This is a genomic window from Leptotrichia sp. oral taxon 847, assembly GCF_001553645.1.
GTDB lineage: Bacteria > Fusobacteriota > Fusobacteriia > Fusobacteriales > Leptotrichiaceae > Leptotrichia.
In genome coordinates, this window is sequence record NZ_CP014231.1 from 1,761,378 (window position 1) to 1,778,753 (window position 17,376).

Genomic DNA, 17,376 nt, shown 5'->3' on the forward strand with positions numbered 1-17,376 from the left:
GATTGTTATGGATAAAATAAAATTAAATATTATTAGTAACAGAAAATTATGTGCTAACGGCAATCTTAAAAAGCAAGTTGAAAAAATTTTTTCTGATTATGAGAAAAAAATGATTCTAAAAAATTTTGAGATCACTGCACTTACTTTAAGAGAAAAAGATTTAGATAAAAATAAATATCTAAACTTAGTGAAAAAAATTTATCCCATTTGTCAAAAATATAAGATAAATTTAATCTTACATCAAAATTATGATTTAAACTTAGATGAAAAATATAATATTGAAGGTATTCATTTAAGTTATAATGTTTTTAAGTCTTTAGAAGAAAATATTAAAACAGGACTTATAAAAAAATATAAAAAAATAGGAGTATCTATACATAGTCTTGAAGAAGCTAGAGAAGCAGAAAGTTTGGGAGCAAACTATGTGGTTGCAGGACATATATTTAAAACAGATTGTAAAAAAGGCTTAGAGCCAAGGGGACTAAAATTTGTTGAGAATCTATCATCTGTATTAAACATTCCTATATTTGCAATAGGCGGAATAGATGAAAGAAATTCCCAGTCTGTTATAAATAGTGGAGCTTTTGGACTATGCATGATGTCAAGTCTAATGAAATATTAAACTATGAACATAGTCTTTCTGGGTGTGTAAAAATTTTTGTGTAAACCTCTAGATAATATATGGTAAAATAACTGTATAATATTTGGAGGTTTACATATTTTTACACATTTATTTTGCTGTCAAGCTTACTGTTATTCCAGTTCTTAGCTCATTTCTTTCAGTTGTTTTTTTTGCACTTTTAGTTTTGGATGTATATCTTTCAAGTGCGCTGTATTTTACAGATGGATTAAGAGTAATTGTTCCGATGCTTATTTCAAATGATTTTTTATATCCGGCACCTGTCCAAATAGTAAATGTATTGTCATATCCTGTTTTTGCCGTATGTTTTTCATATTCGTTTCCAGGTGAGACAAATGCTGTAAATCCTGCAAATGAAGGAGTTGTATATACTAAATTTGTCACATAGTCTAAATAGACACTCGATTTGGCTTCCTTACCTGTTGCAGCTATTTTTCCTCTTATATCTCTCAATTTATTCAGCAAATTAATGCTGTAACTTAAAGTTCCATATTTTCCTTTTAAAATGTCATTTGAGTTGTTTAATACTATTCTCCGTTTAAAAAGCGAATATTTATTCTAATTATTTGAAAATAAATATTAGATTTAACCTACTAAAAAGATTTATAATGTATTCGTTATTCAAATGGGGTTTAGTATAAGTTAAGATTTATTCCCCAACCTTCCCCTTTTTCTCTTGCCAATTTGCTTCCAGTTAAATAATAATCGCCTTCCGAAGTTCTTGTACTAGGTTTTCCGTAAATTACATCTTGATTTCTTAAAATTCTAAAATTTCCATCCATATCAAATTCATCGGATAATTTCATGGTCCCTGAAGTTGAATTTCTAAAACGGCTTCTGTTTCTATTTGATCCTTTAAATCCTTTGTTTCCTAAATTATTTGATGCATCTCCAGTTCTATCTGTGTAGCGATTTCTCCATTCGCTTTGAAAACTAATTTTTTTTAACGAATCCTGATTTGCTGCTCCGAATTGTGAAATTACTAAACTTAACAAAATTAATTAAAAAAATTTTTTCATACATCTCCTTCACTAAATTTATATTTTTATTTTATTCACATCAATACTTTGTTTATAGTTTTTGTATATTTTGAGTCTTTTGAGAATTTTGTATTACATAGTGAAAAAAGTTACTAGTATTTTATCATATTGAAATTAGTTAGTCAACTTTTTAATAAAAATATTTGACTTTATAAAAGTTTTGTAGTAAAATTTTACTTATAGAACAAAGTTTTGAAAGGAGAAGAAAATGAAGAAGTTTTTTATTGCTTTAGCAGTGGGATTGATTATCGTTTCATGTGGAAATAAAAATGAAAGTGGGAAAAATGATTTAAAAAATGCTAATTTTTCGAAAAATCAAAATAAAGAAACTTTAGTTGCGAGTGTTCCGCCATTAAAATGGATAGTTCAAAGAATAGCAGGGAATGAGTATAATGTGATTTCTGTAATTCAGCCGAATATGAATCACGAATTGTTTGAGCCAAAAACAGATGACTTGATAAAACTTGAAAAATCTAAATTATTTTTTACATATGATGCTTTAAATTTTGAGGAAAAAATTACGAGTACAATTAATGATAAAAATAAAGTTTTGAATGTTTTAAATGGAATTGATCCACATTTGTTTTTAGAAGATCACGATCACGACGAACACGGTGGACATCATCACGACGAGCATGAACATAATGGGAAGTTTGATCCACATGTTTGGTTTTCACTAGAAATGATGCCAAAAGTTGCGGAAAATGTAAAAAATAAATTGATTGAAACCTATCCGAATAAAAAAGATAAATTTGAACAAAATTATAATAATTTTTTGAAAGAGTTGGAAAGTTTTAAAAAGGAAATTTCCGAAAAGATGTCTAAAAAGACTAAAAAATATTTTATGATTTATCATCCAGCATTGGAATATTTTTTAAAGGATTACGGAATAAAAGAAATAGCAATTGAAAATGAAGGAAAAGAACCATCAGCTAAGCAAATTCAAGAGATAATAAGTGAGGCAAAAGCACATGGAATTTCAACTATTTTAGTACAGCCTCAATTTCCAAAACAGAGTATTGATATTATTTCAAAAGAAATTCCAAATGCAAAAATTTCAACATTTAATACAGATGAAGAAAATGTTTTTGAAAATTTGAGAAAATTTGTGAACAGTTTACAATAATTAAGTTTAAATAAAATTTTACCTTCATTGTTAAAACAAAGGCATCTGATTTTGTAAATTCTAATGAGGTAAATTGTTAAAAAAATAAAAATTTCAATGGTTTTCTAAAAAATATAGAAATAAATTATTTTAGTTAGGGGAGAAAATGAGAAATGACAAGAAATTAATCTCTGTGAAGAATTTGAATTTTAGTTATGGAAAAGATCTGGTTTTGAATAATATTTCATTAGATATTTATAAGGGTAAAAATATTGCAATAATCGGAAGAAATGGCGGTGGGAAGTCCACTTTAGTAAAATTAATGCTTGGATTTTTAAAAAAAAAGTCAGGTAAAATTGAATATTTTATTGACAAACATAAAATTGGATATTTGCCTCAGATTAGAGAGTTTGATACCACATTTCCAATTAATATTTTTGATTTGGTGATTTCTGGACTCACAAAAAAATCGAATTTGTTTAAAAAATTTAGCAAAGATGACAAAACGCGAGTAAATAATTTGCTCATTGAATTTGGGATTGAAAAATTGAAAAATAAATTGATAAGTGAAATTTCTGGAGGGCAATTGCAAAGAGCTTTAATTGCCAGAGCTTTGATTTCTTCACCAGAAATTTTGTTTTTGGATGAGCCAGAATCGTTTTTGGATAAAAATTTCGAATTTGAATTGTACGAAAAAATAGAGCAATTATCAGACTCAACAATTGTTGTAATTTCACATGAGTTGGATAAATTGTGCCGTTATGTAGATTCGATTTTTATTGTAGAAGAAGAAATTCGTATTTTTGAAGATAAAAATGACTTTTTTAAAAGTGATTTTGCTTATGGACACATTCATAATCATAAAATTTGAAATTTTAAGAACGAAAAATACGAAAAAATTAATTATAAAGTTAAAAAATCAATATACGTAAAATTAAATTGGTAAATTTAAATTTTTACAAAAAACACAAAGAACAGGAGAAAAATGGGATTTTTAGAAATTTTTAACTACGCTTTTATGAGAAATGCTCTTATTGTGGGTATTTTATCAAGCATCTGCTGTGGGATAATAGGAACTTATATTGTAAATAAAAAATGGTGTTTATATCGTCAAGTATTAGCCACGCTTCGTATGGAGGAATTGGAATTGGCGTGTACTCAATTTATTTTTTTAAATTACCGACAGATGACCCTTTGATCTTTGGATTGATATTTTCAATATTATCAGGAGTTTTGATATTGGTGTTAAAAGATTTTTTTGGTGTAGACAGCGATTTAGGAATCGGAATAATGATGTCTTTTGGAATGGCAATTGGAATAATATTTTCTTTTATGACACCAGGATACCAGGCAGATATGTCAACTTATCTTTTTGGAAATATTTTGCTATCAAATAGCACAAATATGATTTCTCTGCTAGTTTTAGATGTTATAACGGTTATATTTTTTATAATTTTTTATAAAGCGATTGTTTATTCGAGTTTTGATGAAAATTTTTATAGATTGTATGGCGTACCAGTAAAATTTGTAAATTATTTTATGATTATACTAATTTCATCAGCGATTATTATAAATATAAAAACAATAGGAATTATTCTAATAATTTCAATTTTAACAATACCACAAGCAACAGCGGCAATTATTGCAAAAAAATATAATACGATATTGTATTTGTCGGTAATATTTTCGTTTTTAGGAATATTGTTTGGACTATATTTTTCCTATTTTTTAAATATTCCATCAGGTCCAGCAATAATCGTGGCTTTAATATTGTTTATGATAATTGTTAAAATTTTTGCTTTTGTTAAAGAGCATAATTAGATAAAAGTTTTTTTTAAGTTCTCATCTATGTAAGTTGAGAGCTTTTTTATTGGATAGAGTTTTTTCGTGGATAAAATTTAACCAAAATAAAGAAACTCATTTGTTAAATAAACATTGATTTTATTTAAGTTTTCAAATATAATATAAGAAATCAAGAAGAAAGAAGTGATAGCGGTGAACTCACAAGAATTAAATAAATTTATAAAAGAAAATGTTGATAAAATTTATGATGAAATGGTAAAAATTAGAAGAACTATACATATGAATCCTGAATTGGGGGACGAAGAATTTGAAACGAGTAAATTGATTAAGGAATTTTTATCAAAAAATAATATTGAATTTTTTGAAATTATAAATACTGGCGTGGTTGCGACAATTTATAATGATGATAAGAAAAATGGTAAAAATCATACTGTTGCGACGAGAGCAGATATTGATGCACTGCCAATTTTTGAAGAAAATGATGTGGAATATAAGTCGAAGAATCTTGGGAAAATGCACGCTTGTGGGCACGATACTCACACAACTATTCAACTGGGAGTTGCAAAAGTTTTGGCAAAAAATAAAGATAAATGGAATGGGACTGTGAGATTTTTCTTTCAACCTGCGGAGGAAACTGATGGTGGTGCTGACAGGATGATAAAAAATGGCGCTTTAAAATTTGAAAAAAGAGCTTTTGGAAATAGTGATTTTGGAGATAAAGAAAAAGATAGTAGAGGTGAAAATAGAAAAATTGATGCGTTTTTTGCACTTCATATGGCACCTGAGATTCCGACTGGGAAAATTGGTGTGAAAGTTGGGAAAGCTCATGCTTGTTCGGCACAATTAAAAGCTACTATTCATGGAGTTTCAGCTCATGCGGCATTACCACATAAAGGTGTTGATGCGATATTGATTGGAGCAAAAGTGTTGGAATTTTTTCAGTCAATTGTGAGCAGAAGAATTGATCCTAGAGAAGGTGCAGTTATCACGATTGGGTCGTTTAAAGGTGGAGAAACGAATAATATTGTCTGTGATAAAGTGGAAATGTTGGGGACAATTCGAACACTTTCTAATGAGACTAGACTTTTTATAAAAGAGACAATTGAAAAAGATTTACCGATTTTTGTAAAAAGCCTTGGTGGAAAGGTGGAAGTTAGCATAAGACTTGGTTACGCACCTGTGATTAATGATGAGAAAATGACAGACTTTGTTGCTGGAAATATCGTTGATTTGTTTGGAAAGGATGCGCTTGAGACTATAAAAGAAGCGAGAATGGATGTTGAAGATGTAAGTTATTTCTTGAATGAAATTCCAGGATGTTTTTTCAGATTAGGGACAAGAAATGAAGCAAGAGATATGATTTACGATTTACATCATCCAAAATTTAACGTGGATGAAGAAGCAATAAAATATGGGATTGGACTACAATTAAAAAATATTTTGGAATACTTAAAAAAGTAGCAGAGAACGTAAAAAGAGTTGTTTTCAAATTACAAAGATGATTTATAAAACTAGGAGAAAAAATTATAAAATGAGAAAAAAATTTGAAATTGGACAGAAAGTAGAAATTGAGATTGAAAAAATTGTATTTGGTGGCGAAGGGATTGGCAGGGTTGATGGATTTACGTTTTTTGTTCCAATGAGTGTGCCTTGTGATAAGCTTGAAGTTGAGATTATTTCTTTGAAAAAGAATTATGGCAGGGGACTTATTACACGGATAATTGAGCCTTCAAAAGATAGAATTCCAGATTTGTCAAAGATAAGTTTTGAAGATTTTGATGGGTGTGATTTTGGAATGTTAAAATATGAGAAGCAATTAGAGTACAAAAATGAGATGTTAAAGGAAGTTTTAACAAAGATTGGCGAAATAAATCTTAAAGAGGTTGTTTTGGAAAAAATAATTGGAAGTGAACATAAAAAAAATTATCGGAACAAAACAGCGGAGCCAATTTATAAGAAAAATGGAAAAATTATGACAGGCTTTTATTCGAGAAAATCTCACAATGTGTTTACAGCGAAGGAAAATCTGTTGCGTTCGGAAGTTGCTGATAAAATAATAAATAAATTTTTGGAAGAGATAAATGGTTTTAATAGGACAAAAAATGAATTTAAAGTTTATAATGAAGTCAACAATACAGGATTTCTAAGGCATATAGTGGTAAGAAATAATGAAAAAAATGATGTTATGGTTGTTGTTGTCGTGAATAAAACTTCTCAATACAAGAATTTGGTTAAAGTTTTGGAAAAATTGTACGAAGAGAATAAAGAAGTGAAATCTGTTTACATTTCACTGAAAAAAGAGCAAAATAATGTGATTTTAGGTGACGAGTGTAGACATATTTTTGGAGAAAGTTATTTGGTAGAAGAAATTGGAGGAATAAAATTCAAGATTTATCCAGATTCATTTTTCCAAATTAATAAAAGACAGGCGATAAAATTGTACGACAAAGCGATTGAATATTTTGGAGAAAATAAAAAAGGAACTGTGATTGATGCGTTTTCTGGGACTGGGACGATTGCGATGATACTTTCTAAAAACGTTAAAAAAGTTATCGGTATTGAAAGTGTTGAAAGTTCGGTTGTTGCAGGGAATATGACTATTGAAGAAAATGGATTAAAACATGTAAGTTTACTAAATGGAAAAGTTGAAAAAATTTTACCTGAAATTTTGAAAAAAGAAAAAATCAGTGGAATAATTTTTGACCCGCCTAGACGTGGGATTGACGAAAAGGCACTTAGAAGTGTTGTAAAAAATAAAATTGAAAAAATCGTTTATATTTCTTGTAATCCAGCGACTTTTGCAAGAGATAGCAAATTTTTGATTGAAAATGGATATAAGTTGGAAAAAATCATTGCGGTGGATATGTTTCCACAGACTGCGCATATTGAGTGTGTTGGATTGTTGACGAGAGTTAAGTGAATTAAATGTTAAAAATATTTAGATAAAAAAATAAGATATTTAAAAACTATGTGGTTATTATACTGTAAAACTAATAAAAATATAATAAAATCAATATAAAAAACAAACAAAAAAATAGTATACTCATACTGAAATTTGGAGGCAAAAAATTAAGAATTTTAAAAAATTAAATTAATGAAAAGTGAGGGAAGTACTATGAAATCAATAAAAAAAATAGTTCTGACAACTTTAATTGGAGTAGTGGCTATAGCTTCTATCAGTTATTCAGCTGTGTCAAGATCTTCAAGAAAAAAGGCAGCAAATAAAACTGCGACAACTTCTAAAAATTTAACAAGAAAATTTAGCTGTAGCAGCGGAAATGTGACGGTTGAAAATCTTTCCACAAATAAAGTTAAATTAACAGATGATAGTGGGAAAGTTTACAATTTAAGATTGACAAGATCTGCCAGCGGAGAAGAATACAAAGGTAATGGAATTTCTATCCAAATAAAAGGAGACGACGCTGTATTTACAACAAAAGGAAATGATGAAAGTTGTAATTTGACAAGCAGTACAAACTCAAATAATGGAAGTTCAAATCAAAAAATAAAAGTGGTAATTTGTTGAGAAAATTCAGCTGCGACAATTATCAAGATGTAACAGTTGAAAATCTTTCTACAGACAAAGTAAAATTAGCTGATGGTTATGGAACTATATATAACTTAGATTCTACAGTATCTGGTAGTGGAGAAAAATATTCCGACGGAAATGTTTCTATTCAAATAAAAGAAAAAGAAGCTATTTATACAGAAAATGGAAAAGATAAAAGCTGTACTCTAAAAAGTACTGGACACGGTTCAATTGAAGAATAATCACAAATAAAAATAAAAAAAGCTGTTTATACGATTTTATCTGTTATGTTAAGCAGCTTTTTTTTTATTTCAAAATTAAAATAAAACTATTATAGTTAAAGAAAATATGATAAAATTTAATGGAATTTGATGTTAAAAGTCATTAGACCTTATGTTAATAAATTTAGAAAGGAAAGTCATATGTTAAAAAATATAAAAGAAAGCTATCAGCATTCATATTTTCTATATTTAAAATTGATGGCGGTAGGTATTATTATTGGTCTTATTGTTGGAGTTATTGATATGATTTTTGGAAGAGGATTACTTTTAATTGGAGATATTAGGAAAGAATATTTATATTGTTTAGTACCTTTTTTGGCTTTGGCTGGAGTTTTAATAGTTTTTATTTATCAAAAATTTGCAGGAAAGACGAGTAAGGGCATGGGACTAATTTTTGAAGTTGGGCATGGGACTGAAAACAAGATTCCTTTGAGACTTATTCCGATTGTGTCGATTGCAACTTGGATTACACATTTATTTGGTGGAAGTGCTGGGCGTGAAGGAGTTGCGGTACAATTGGGAGCAACAATTTCTCATAAATTTAACAAATACTTTAATTTTCCGAATAAATCTAAAATTTTTTTAGTGATAGGAATGGCAGCAGGTTTTGGAGGATTGTTTCAAACTCCGATAGCGGCATTGTTTTTTTCGTTAGAAGTCCTAGTTTTAGGAAATTTGCAGCTGTATGCTTTACTTCCAGCAATTGTTGCTTCATTTGTTGCGAGTTGGACTTCAGCTTTTCTTGGACTTGAAAAATTTAGCCATTTTGTAAATTCAAATTTAAGTGTAACGCCTTTCACATTTGTAAAATTTGTAATTTTGGGAATAATTTTTGGAAGTGTTGGAAATTTATTTGTTTATTTGCAAAATTTTTTAAAAAAATATGTGGCAGAGAAAATAAAAAATCCTTATTATCGAATTTTTATTATTGGAATCTTTTTGAGTATAATATTTTTGATGTTATATAATGGTAGATATACTGGGCTTGGAACTAATTTGATTGAAAATAGTTTTTCAGGAAAACAAATCTATATGTATGACTGGATACTGAAATTGATATTAACGGCATTGACACTATCTGCAGGATTTCAAGGGGGGAAGTGACACCACTATTTTCGATTGGGGCTTCATTGGGAGCTGTGATAGCTGTTTTTTTTGGGCTACCGATTGAATTTGTGGCAGCTGCAGGATATATAAGTGTATTTGGAAGTGCGACGAATACTCTATTAGCGCCGATTTTTATCGGCGGTGAAGTGTTTGGATTTAACAATTTGCCATATTTTGTGATTATTGTTGTATTTGCTTATTCGGTGAACCGAAAAATATCGACTTATGGACTGCAAAAAAATTATTTTGAAAAAGAAAATTGAAAAATATTTGACAGTTGAATTTAAAATTATAATTTTTAAAAATTGAAAAAATATTGTAAATTGTGTTGACAAATATAGAAAAATATATTATACTATTTGAGTAATTGAGGTTTGCCCGAGTGGTGAAATTGGTAGACGCAACGGACTCAAAATCCGTCGATTTTATATCGTGCCGGTTCGACTCCGGCCTCGGGCACCAATCAAAAAAAGTTTCGGCGACATGGTCGAGGGGCTTAGGCAGCGGTCTGCAAAACCGTTTACACCAGTTCGAATCTGGTTGTCGCCTCCAATATAGATTTTTAGGAATGATTTGCTGTTAAGTAGTCATTTTTTTTTATTTTATGAAAAAATTGTGGTATAATTAAGACAAAGAATTGATTTGATGCAAGGGAGAAAAATTAGTGAAAATAAGTAAAAAACTTAATTTGGGTGAAATTAGGGATAGAATAGATGAGATTGATAATAAATTAGTGGTATTGCTGGAAGAAAGACTTAATATTGTTCGAGAAGTTGCACAATATAAAAAACAGACAGGTAAAAAAATTTTTGATGAAACACGTGAAAAAGAAGTTGTGGAAAAAAATTTAAAAAAGGTAAAAAATATGGAATTATCTCATTATATTGAAATAATTCTTAAAGATATAATGAATTCCAGCAAAGAATATCAGAAGTTTAAAATTGGAAGTAATACAAAATATGTAAATGATTTGGATTTTTTTAATAAAAAAATAGGGTATACTGGAGTTCCAGGATCTTATGCATATGAAGTTTTAATAAATTTACTTAAAAATAATAAAAAGTTTAATGATAAAGATTTTGAAAGCAATAAAAATATTTTTAACTTTAAATGTCATAAAGATTTGGTAGAAGCGGTAAATAATGGAAAAGTTGATATTGGGATTTTGCCAATTGAAAATTCAATAGTGGGGGAAGTACGGGATAGTATTGATTTGATTAATAAAAAAAGTATTCATATAATTGGGGAAGTTCAGCACAAAATTTCACATAATTTACTTGGAATAAAGGGGAGTAAAATTGAGGACATAAAAAATATTTATTCGCACGAACAGGCGTTTATGCAGTGCTCAGAGTTTTTAGAAAAACACGATTGGAAACTAAATAAAATGTCAAATACGGCGATTAGTGCAAAATTTATTTCTGATTGTAAAAATATTGAAAATGCTTGTATTGCGAATAAAAAGACTAAAGAGATGTATGATTTAGAAATTTTATGCGAAAATATTAACAATGAAAAAGAAAATTATACAAGATTTTTCGTGATTTCAAATGAAGACATTGTTATTGACAAAAGTAATAAAATTAGTATTGTAACAAGTGTAAATGATGAAGCTGGAGCGCTTGTGGAACTACTTCAAATTTTTTATGAATATAGATTAAATATGGTAAATTTAAAATCTCGACCTCGTGAGAGCAAACCGTGGGAATATTATTTTTACATTGATTTTGAAGGAAATATGAAAAATGAAAATGTGAAAATGGCACTTGAGAGAATTAGGAAAAAATCGAATTATTTGCAGGTTTTGGGAAATTACAAAGTTTATAATTTGCAATTAAATCATTAAAATATTTAATTTAAAATAAAAAGGATAAAATATGAGATTGGATAAATTTTTAGCAAATTCTGGAATTGGGACGAGAAAAGAAGTAAAAGCTATTTTAAAAAGCGGGAAAATAAAGGTTAATGAAAAAATTGTAAAAGATGGTAAAATGCAAATTGACGAGATTAAAGATGATATAAAAATGGAAGGTGAAAAAATTGCTTATAAACCTTTTGTCTACGTAATGATGAATAAACCTAGCGGAATTATTAGCGCAACAGAAGATGGTAAACATAAAACCGTGGTTGATTTGCTTTGCGAAAAATATAAAAACTATAAAGTCTTTCCAGTTGGAAGATTGGACATTGATACCGAAGGACTTATTTTACTCACAAATGATGGGATTTTGGCGCACAATCTGCTCTCGCCGAAAAAGCATGTCGATAAAAAATATTATGTGGAATTGAAGGAACCACTGACGCCAGAGAAAAAGAAGATTTTGGAAAATGGAATAAAATTGGAAGAAAATTTTGTAACAAAAGAGGCAAAAGTTGAAATTATTGAAAAAACTGAATTAAAGTCAGTGTTTATAACAATTTCTGAAGGGAAGTTTCATCAAGTCAAAAGAATGTTTAAGTTTATAGGAAATGAAGTCTTGTATTTGAAAAGAGTGAAAATGGGAAAATTACTGCTTCCTGAAAAATTGAAATTAGGTGAATACAGGGAGTTAACTGAGGAAGAAATGAAGCTTATTTTAAATTAATTTTTTTGTCAAAAATAAATAATCGAAAAAAAATTAAAAATATGTTATAATTGACGAAATAAAAGTAAAAAAAATTGGAAAGTGAGAAGAAATGGAGAAATATGGACTTTTGGGAGAAAAATTAGGTCATAGTTATTCTAAAGAAATTCACGAAATTTTTTTTGAATTAACTGGAAAAAACGCAAGTTATCAAATGATTGAAAGACAAGCTAACGAAATAAGCCAATTGGTGGAAGAGATAAAAAAAGGAAAATTTAGAGGAATAAATGTTACAATTCCTTACAAAGTGGAAGTGATTAAATATTTGGACGAGATTTCAAAAATTGCAAAACAAATTGGAGCTGTAAATACAATTACTTATAAAAACGGGAAATTAATTGGAGACAATTCTGATTATTTTGGATTTTTAAAAACTTTGAAAATTAATGATATTGATGTCAAAGGAAAAAAAATTTTAGTGCTTGGAACAGGTGGAGCTTCTAAAGCAATTTACAATGTTTTGATAGACAGTGGTGCACAAAATGTTTATCTTGCTACAATTAAGGAAAATGACTCGTTCAAAGTAAGAACAAGAGATAGATTAATTCATTATTCGGCAATTTCTGGACTTAGAGATATTGAGTTAATCGTAAACTGTACGCCTGTCGGGATGTACCCAAATATAAATGAATGTCCATTGGACGACAGTAACTTCATTGACACAAATGCTCTGGTGGATGTTATCTATAATCCAGAAGAAACGGTGCTTATGAAAAGATATAGGCAAAAAGGTGTAAAAGTCATTTCAAATGGACTTATGATGCTTATTTCACAAGCAATAAAATCGGAAGAAATCTGGAATGAAGAAGAATATGATATAAAAATTTTAGAAAAAATACACACTAGATTATCTGAAAAATTATATAAATAATTTTTTTTAGAAAGGAAAAGGTAAAAAAATGATAAAAAAAATAATAGTAGCAATAATTTCTTTGAGTCTTGCAAATATTGGGTTTTCTATAACTAATCAAGAGATGATAGATACAGGAAATGCAAATCAGAAAAAGACTTTTGATAAATATTTTAATGGAACGCCTCTAGCTGCGGCGGATAACACAGCTTTAATGAACAAAGTTTATGCAGAAATAATGGGAAATTTATACCGTGAGAACAGAGGATATTTTGACAGGGAATTTGCAAGATTGACAGGGAACAGAAAATCAGATTTTAGATCAATGTATGCTTATTACAGTGATTATGTCGTTGAATATCCAAAATTTCTAAAAAGAGCGTTTGGAAATTTTTTACAGGATGTAAGTGATATGCAGTCTTATACCTACACAAACACATATCTGATATTAGAAACTTTTAACTTAAATATGAATACATATTTGGAAGGAGAAAAAAATGCTGCGACAATTGATCAAAATGTGAATGCAATTTATGACTATTTGTACAGTGTGGGAGACTCTAAAACAAAAGACGAGTATAAGCAGATGTCGAGTGGACAGATGTCAATGCTTGTGGAACAGGAATATAGAAATTTGGAAAATATTTTAAATACAAGAGCGATGGAAGGAACAAACGAAAAAAAGGCGGCAGCAGGTTCTAAATCCAGCTTAAAAAAATTGAGAAAATTGTATGGCAATTATGATAAATATTTTGATAAATATATTGAAGCTTCAAAATTGTCGGCTGAAAATAAAGAAAAACTGAAAAAATTAGCAAAATTTGAAAATATTTCAAATCTTAAGTTTATAGCGCAATCAATTGAGAAAAAAGAAAATAACAACAAAAGCAAAGAATAGGGAAAGGAAGATTTTAAAATGAGTGAAAAAGACAAAGTTTATGGAATGGATAGTCTCATACAGCCAGATGAAACTTCGACTTTTGTAAAAGCAACCGATATGGAAATTTCACAAAATAGTAATAATTTTGATTTTAGAATATACAATGAATTAGATGACTTTGCGGCGGAAGTTTTGGAAGGGGAAAAGCTAGTAGATTATATAAACGCTAGAAGAGAATATTTTTTTGATCCAAAAGAAGCAATTTTTAAAACATTTGGAGAAGAGGAACCAAGTGAGCCAATTGAAACATTTTCAGACTTTTATTATCAATATTTGGTTAAAAATGCTGATAGTTTTTTGTACAATTTTATGTCAAAAGGGTACACGGACGGATTAAAAAAATTAGTTGAAAGAAAAGGAATTGATCCATCTAAACTTAATGTAAATTGGCAAAGCATAAAATCTAAAGAAGAAAAATACGAAGAGTCATTAATCGACATTTTATATGCGATCTTAAATTATGAATTAAAAGCGTACGGAATGGAAATTTTTGGGATAAATATGGGATATGAATCAACTTTGTACTTTATAATTCCAGAAAAATCTTTTTTTAGATTGAATAGAAAATCACAGTTGTTTACAATTTTTGACATAAGTTTTCTTGAAACAATTTATAATGAAATTTATGAAGTGACTGGTGATCTTGGTGTTGAAAATGTGGAAATTGGAGACTTCATAGAAAAGAAAGACGATGACGAATATCACACTCTGTTTGCAGACAGCAGTAAAAATTGCGTAATAAGAGATATTGACGAAGATGACGAAACAATGGTAAAAATTATACTGTAATAGGAGCGGAAAATTATGATAAATTTTGAAACAAAAGATATGAATTTACTTTACAGCATTTTAAATCTAAAACTTAGAGATGAATTTAAAAATTTAGATGATTTGACAGGTTATTACGGAAAAGATAAAATTAAAATTTTAAAAAGAATGGAAGAAGCAGGATATTATTACAGTGAAGATGAAAATCAATTTAAACGAAAATAGGAGAAAAAATTATATGAAAAATATTATTTTAATTGGAATGCCTGCATGTGGAAAAAGTATAATAGGAAGTTTACTGTCAAATGAAATTGACTTTGAATTTTACGATGCTGATAAATATTTGGAAGAGAGTGAAAATAGAGAAATATCGGATATTTTTTCAGAAGATGGGGAAGATTACTTTAGAGAGTTGGAAACTAAATATTTGGAGGAATTATCAAAAAAAGAAGGAGTAATAATCTCAACTGGCGGTGGAGCGGTAAAAAAAGAAAAAAATATGGAAATTGTGAAAGGAAATGGAATTGTGATATTTTTAAATAGAAAACTTGAAAATATTGCAAAAGAAAATCATAAAAATCGACCACTTTTAAAAAATTTAGACAACTTAAAAAAATTGTATGATGAGAGGATAAAACTTTATCATAAATATTCTGATATTATTATAGAAAATGATGACGACATAAGCGTCGTCGTGAATAGAATTGTAACGACATTAAAAGGGAAAATATAAAAAAGGCTGGAGAATTAAATGAAAAAAATATGGATAATAAACGGACCTAATTTGAATTTTTTAGGGATTCGTGAAAAGGGAATCTATGGGAATGACACTTATGAAAGTGTATGTGAATATATAAAAAAGCAATTTAAAGATGAAGCTGTGGAAATTAAAATTTTTCAGTCAAACTATGAAGGAAAAATAATTGACATATTGCAGTCGGCTTATTTTGAGAAAATCGATGGAATTGTGATAAATCCAGGAGCGTTTACACATTATAGTTATGCAATTTTTGACGGAATAAAGTCAGTTCAGATTCCTACGGTGGAAGTTCATTTGAGTGATATTCACAAAAGAGAAGAATTTAGAAAAATATCGGTAACTTCTCCTGCCTGTGTCGCTCAAATTTATGGAAAAGGTAAAGGCGGCTATGTCAAAGCTATTAAATTGTTATTAGAAAAATAAGAAAGCGGGAATTGCAAAATGGAAGAAAAAGAAAATAGAAGTGTGGAAATATGTAGGATAGCACTAAAATTAGCAGTTTCGTCCCGAGAAGAAGAACGGGAGCTTGTGAAAAGTTATAAATTGAGAGGAATAAAGACGGCAGCAGTCGATGTTGGTGGAATTATGCCTAACTCAAGATTTAAGTTTATAGAAAATGCACTTATCGCAGCTAAAAGAAATAATCTGATACAGGATGTGCACGTTCACGATGGAGCAATTATTGGTGCTATGCGAGAAGCTATGAGTCAAATTGAAACAATCATAAATGGACTTAGTGTCGGTGGGAAAATAGGAATTGCACGTTCTGGAGAACACTTGTCAGTCGCCATTTTTTTGAGCGTTGGAATTTTACAGTTTAATGAAGTCATAACTTCGGTTGCACATCGTTCAATTTCTATCTTAGAAAATGAAAAATAAAAAGTGAAAGCTCAAACTGCATTAGTGTGAGCTTTTTTTGGTAATAAAAAATACTTAACTTAAAAAATATAGATAAATAAAAAAGTAAAAGAGGTGTTTATTAGTGAGAAAAATATTAATTTTTTTGATAATTTTATCAAATTTAACTTTTGGAGCACAAAATTTTTTTGCAAATTCGAAGGTGTTAGATAAGATAGAGGCTGAAGTAACAAAAGAACTTGATAGAGGAAATAATGAGAAGGCTATATCAATATTAAAAAAATCAATTTTGGAAAATCCTGAGAAATCGGTTTTTCTAAAAATAATGTTAGGAATGATTTATATTGATATGGAAAGGAATAGTGAAGCTGAAAAAGAGTTTAATGAAGCTGTGGAATTGCAGAAAAAATATCCATTTTTTGATGAAAACGGGAAAAAACAGGATGTGAAACTGATAATCGGATTAATATATTTGGGAGCTGAAGATACAAAAAATGCGTTAAAATGTTTAAAACAAGTTAGTGATAAAGATTTTAATGAAATTCTTGACAATCAGAAAGGCTTAAAAGACTATATCTTAGGCATTTTAAATTATAAGGAAGAAAATATTGAAGAAGCTAAAAAAAATCTTTTGAAATCGTATATTTATGATGAGGACGGTCTTTCAGAAAATATTTTGGGGCAGATTTATATCGATGAAGGAAATCAAAAAGAGGCTCAAAAGTGGTTTTTAAAATCAGCAAGTAAAGGAAATTCAGGAGGCCAAGCAAATTTAGGTTTTCTTTATCAGATGCTGGGAGATAAAGAAAAAGCTTTAAAATGGATGACAAAAGCTCTTGAAACAGCGAAAAAAGAAAAAAATGCAGAGCAGGTAAAAGAGATACAGGAAATGATTAAGAGTGTTAAAAATAATTAAATTTGTTCTGATTGATATTTATAAAATTAGAAAAAATTTTAAAATCAAAAAAATTAAAAATTTTAGGGATAAATTTTAAATTCTAATATTTTTTATTTATCCCCAAATATTTTATTTCGTTTATAAAAATAAAAAATATTATGTGAGATAAAAAT

General features: G+C 28.7%; 19 protein-coding genes, 2 tRNA genes and 2 pseudogenes. 21 read left to right on the forward strand and 2 right to left on the reverse strand.

Annotated features, from left to right (window positions below):
* Position 1 precedes the first annotated feature (1 nt).
* Positions 2-622: a thiamine phosphate synthase gene (locus tag AXF11_RS08195; RefSeq protein WP_068158334.1), complete on the forward strand. Its 621-nt coding sequence runs from the start codon at positions 2-4 to the stop codon at positions 620-622.
* Between the two features lie 108 nt (positions 623-730).
* Here the strand turns inward: AXF11_RS08195 and AXF11_RS08200 are convergent, their stop codons facing one another.
* Together AXF11_RS08200 and AXF11_RS08205 are read right to left on the reverse strand one after the other, a co-directional pair.
* Entirely contained in the window at positions 731-1,093 is a 363-nt protein-coding gene (locus tag AXF11_RS08200) for a hypothetical protein (protein ID WP_156440402.1), read from the reverse strand.
* A 179-nt stretch (positions 1,094-1,272) separates the two neighbouring features.
* Positions 1,273-1,635 (reverse strand): hypothetical protein, encoded by a 363-nt coding sequence (locus AXF11_RS08205; RefSeq protein ID WP_068156970.1) that lies wholly within the window; start codon positions 1,633-1,635, stop codon positions 1,273-1,275.
* Positions 1,636-1,888: 253 nt separating this feature from the next.
* On the opposite strand from AXF11_RS08205, the gene AXF11_RS08210 reads away from it, so the two are divergent.
* The 20 genes and pseudogenes from AXF11_RS08210 (at position 1,889) to AXF11_RS08300 (ending at position 17,221) form a co-directional block, all read left to right on the forward strand.
* Positions 1,889-2,806 (forward strand): metal ABC transporter substrate-binding protein, encoded by a 918-nt coding sequence (locus AXF11_RS08210; RefSeq protein ID WP_068156975.1) that lies wholly within the window; start codon positions 1,889-1,891, stop codon positions 2,804-2,806.
* Positions 2,807-2,951: 145 nt separating this feature from the next.
* The gene (locus AXF11_RS08215; RefSeq protein WP_068156978.1) at positions 2,952-3,656 is read left to right on the forward strand and encodes a metal ABC transporter ATP-binding protein; all 705 of its coding nucleotides are present in this window, start codon (positions 2,952-2,954) and stop codon (positions 3,654-3,656) included.
* Between the two features lie 147 nt (positions 3,657-3,803).
* Positions 3,804-4,606, forward strand: a pseudogene (locus AXF11_RS08220) (metal ABC transporter permease).
* Positions 4,607-4,780: 174 nt separating this feature from the next.
* Positions 4,781-6,049: a M20 metallopeptidase family protein gene (locus AXF11_RS08225; protein WP_156440427.1), complete on the forward strand. Its 1,269-nt coding sequence runs from the start codon at positions 4,781-4,783 to the stop codon at positions 6,047-6,049.
* Positions 6,050-6,119: 70 nt separating this feature from the next.
* Positions 6,120-7,508 carry a 23S rRNA (uracil(1939)-C(5))-methyltransferase RlmD gene (gene rlmD, locus AXF11_RS08230; RefSeq protein ID WP_068156980.1) on the forward strand — a complete coding sequence of 463 codons (1,389 nt, stop codon included), beginning with the start codon at positions 6,120-6,122 and terminating at the stop codon, positions 7,506-7,508.
* 195 nt (positions 7,509-7,703) lie between these two features.
* The gene (locus AXF11_RS10915) at positions 7,704-8,114 is read left to right on the forward strand and encodes an MliC family protein (protein WP_231724681.1); all 411 of its coding nucleotides are present in this window, start codon (positions 7,704-7,706) and stop codon (positions 8,112-8,114) included.
* Positions 8,111-8,359, forward strand: a complete 249-nt coding sequence (locus AXF11_RS10920; protein WP_231724682.1) for an MliC family protein — start codon at positions 8,111-8,113, stop codon at positions 8,357-8,359. The genes AXF11_RS10915 and AXF11_RS10920 overlap by 4 nt, the downstream gene beginning before the upstream one ends.
* Before the next feature lie 420 nt (positions 8,360-8,779).
* Positions 8,780-9,768, forward strand: a pseudogene (locus AXF11_RS08240) (chloride channel protein).
* Between the two features lie 113 nt (positions 9,769-9,881).
* Positions 9,882-9,967, forward strand: a tRNA-Leu gene (locus tag AXF11_RS08245).
* 15 nt (positions 9,968-9,982) lie between these two features.
* A tRNA-Cys gene (locus AXF11_RS08250) sits at positions 9,983-10,057 on the forward strand.
* A gap of 112 nt (positions 10,058-10,169) precedes the next feature.
* A complete protein-coding gene (locus tag AXF11_RS08255) occupies positions 10,170-11,351 on the forward strand; it encodes a chorismate mutase (RefSeq protein ID WP_068156982.1) in 1,182 nt (393 codons plus the stop codon).
* 31 nt (positions 11,352-11,382) lie between these two features.
* Positions 11,383-12,090 carry a pseudouridine synthase gene (locus tag AXF11_RS08260; RefSeq protein ID WP_068156985.1) on the forward strand — a complete coding sequence of 236 codons (708 nt, stop codon included), beginning with the start codon at positions 11,383-11,385 and terminating at the stop codon, positions 12,088-12,090.
* Positions 12,091-12,181: 91 nt separating this feature from the next.
* On the forward strand, positions 12,182-13,000 hold the full coding sequence (aroE, locus tag AXF11_RS08265; RefSeq protein WP_068156987.1) for a shikimate dehydrogenase: 819 nt from the start codon (positions 12,182-12,184) through the stop codon (positions 12,998-13,000).
* Between the two features lie 28 nt (positions 13,001-13,028).
* Complete coding sequence (locus AXF11_RS08270; protein ID WP_068156989.1) at positions 13,029-13,877, forward strand: hypothetical protein; 849 nt, start codon at positions 13,029-13,031, stop codon at positions 13,875-13,877.
* 18 nt (positions 13,878-13,895) lie between these two features.
* Positions 13,896-14,708 carry a hypothetical protein gene (locus AXF11_RS08275; protein ID WP_068156991.1) on the forward strand — a complete coding sequence of 271 codons (813 nt, stop codon included), beginning with the start codon at positions 13,896-13,898 and terminating at the stop codon, positions 14,706-14,708.
* 15 nt (positions 14,709-14,723) lie between these two features.
* The gene (locus tag AXF11_RS08280; protein WP_068156997.1) at positions 14,724-14,912 is read left to right on the forward strand and encodes a DUF4250 domain-containing protein; all 189 of its coding nucleotides are present in this window, start codon (positions 14,724-14,726) and stop codon (positions 14,910-14,912) included.
* Positions 14,913-14,925: 13 nt separating this feature from the next.
* Complete coding sequence (locus AXF11_RS08285; protein WP_068157001.1) at positions 14,926-15,420, forward strand: shikimate kinase; 495 nt, start codon at positions 14,926-14,928, stop codon at positions 15,418-15,420.
* An 18-nt stretch (positions 15,421-15,438) separates the two neighbouring features.
* Positions 15,439-15,870: a type II 3-dehydroquinate dehydratase gene (gene aroQ / locus AXF11_RS08290; protein ID WP_068157004.1), complete on the forward strand. Its 432-nt coding sequence runs from the start codon at positions 15,439-15,441 to the stop codon at positions 15,868-15,870.
* Positions 15,871-15,888: 18 nt separating this feature from the next.
* Positions 15,889-16,326 (forward strand): HutP family protein, encoded by a 438-nt coding sequence (locus AXF11_RS08295; RefSeq protein ID WP_068157007.1) that lies wholly within the window; start codon positions 15,889-15,891, stop codon positions 16,324-16,326.
* A 103-nt stretch (positions 16,327-16,429) separates the two neighbouring features.
* Complete coding sequence (locus AXF11_RS08300; RefSeq protein ID WP_068157010.1) at positions 16,430-17,221, forward strand: tetratricopeptide repeat protein; 792 nt, start codon at positions 16,430-16,432, stop codon at positions 17,219-17,221.
* The last annotated feature ends 155 nt before the right edge of the window (positions 17,222-17,376 follow it).